Genomic DNA, 1030 nt, shown 5'->3' with positions numbered 1-1030 from the left:
AGGCCGCCGGATGCCATTTCGAAGTCCGCGGTGTTGGTGTTCGCCGGGTTCTTGCCAATGCCGTACGAGGCGGATATCGAGAACCCGCTGATCGTGTACATCGCACCGAAATAGTAGAAGCGATTGTTGGCCAGACCCGTCGCAGGCACAGCCGGCGCTGCCGGATAGGTCAGCGGAAACGGATTGGTGTCATGCCCGTTGTAGTACACGGCGGCGAGATTCAAACCGTAGTTCGAATACTTGAGCACCGCCGACTCGCGCGTGCCGCCCTGGAACTGGCCGGCAACACCGCCCGGCGCGTATTCAAGCGCGAGCGAGGCGCCATAGAATTTCGGCGAATTGTAGACCAGCGCATTACTGTCATACAGGGCGCCGATCGGGGCGTTCGTGCTGGTGCCGGGCCAGCCGGCCGCCTGATTCACGCCCAGCCACGCAGTCAGGATACTGCCGAAATACTGTGCGCCGCGGACATCGGTTTCCGACATCGCGTAGATCATCGGGATGATCTGCCGGCCGGCGTCGATCGAGCCAAACGGGCCAGACGCGCCGATCGTAGCGAACTGATTGAAGATCGCGGTCGTACCCGGCGTGTCGGCCAGTCCAAACTTGCCGTTCGTGGTGTTGAACGCGCCCTGCAGCTTGAAGTTGATCTTGTAGCCGCCGCCGATATCTTCGCTTCCCTTCAGGCCCCAGTAGCTGGAATAGATGCCGCCATCCTTGAGTTGATAGACGTGCCCCAGGTTTGGCGCGTGAGGCTGGAACGTCGCCGCCGAGGTGCTTTGATACAGCAGTCCGGTGTCGACTACGCCGTAGAGCGTAACCGCCGATTGGGCATGGGCGGCGGTGGCGAACATGGCCAGTGCCGCAGCACTGCTCAACTTTAACTTCAACCTTGATTTCATTTTTTCTCCTCCGGTCTTGGTGCCTCCGGGTGAACCCGGCGGCTTATTGATTGTTGCTTGTATGGAAATGCGTTTCTCTTGCGTGGGCGCGCCAGGTTTCCAGCTAGTAATCGCCGTACTGCTCCTGC

Annotated in this window: 1 protein-coding gene; it reads right to left on the bottom strand. The window is 60.1% G+C overall.

All coding sequences use genetic code 11. The features are described from left to right. Nucleotides 1–890, bottom strand: an 890-nt coding sequence (locus AWB81_RS43435) for a porin (protein WP_062644766.1), incomplete at its 3' end; no start/stop codon positions are given. Between the last annotated feature and the right edge of the window lie 140 nt (nt 891–1030).

Source organism: Caballeronia arationis, from assembly GCF_001544975.2.
Taxonomy (GTDB): Bacteria; Pseudomonadota; Gammaproteobacteria; order Burkholderiales; family Burkholderiaceae; genus Caballeronia; species Caballeronia arationis.
The sequence above is the reverse complement of the archived record's forward strand: the minus strand, read 5'-3'. Positions and strand labels throughout refer to the sequence as shown.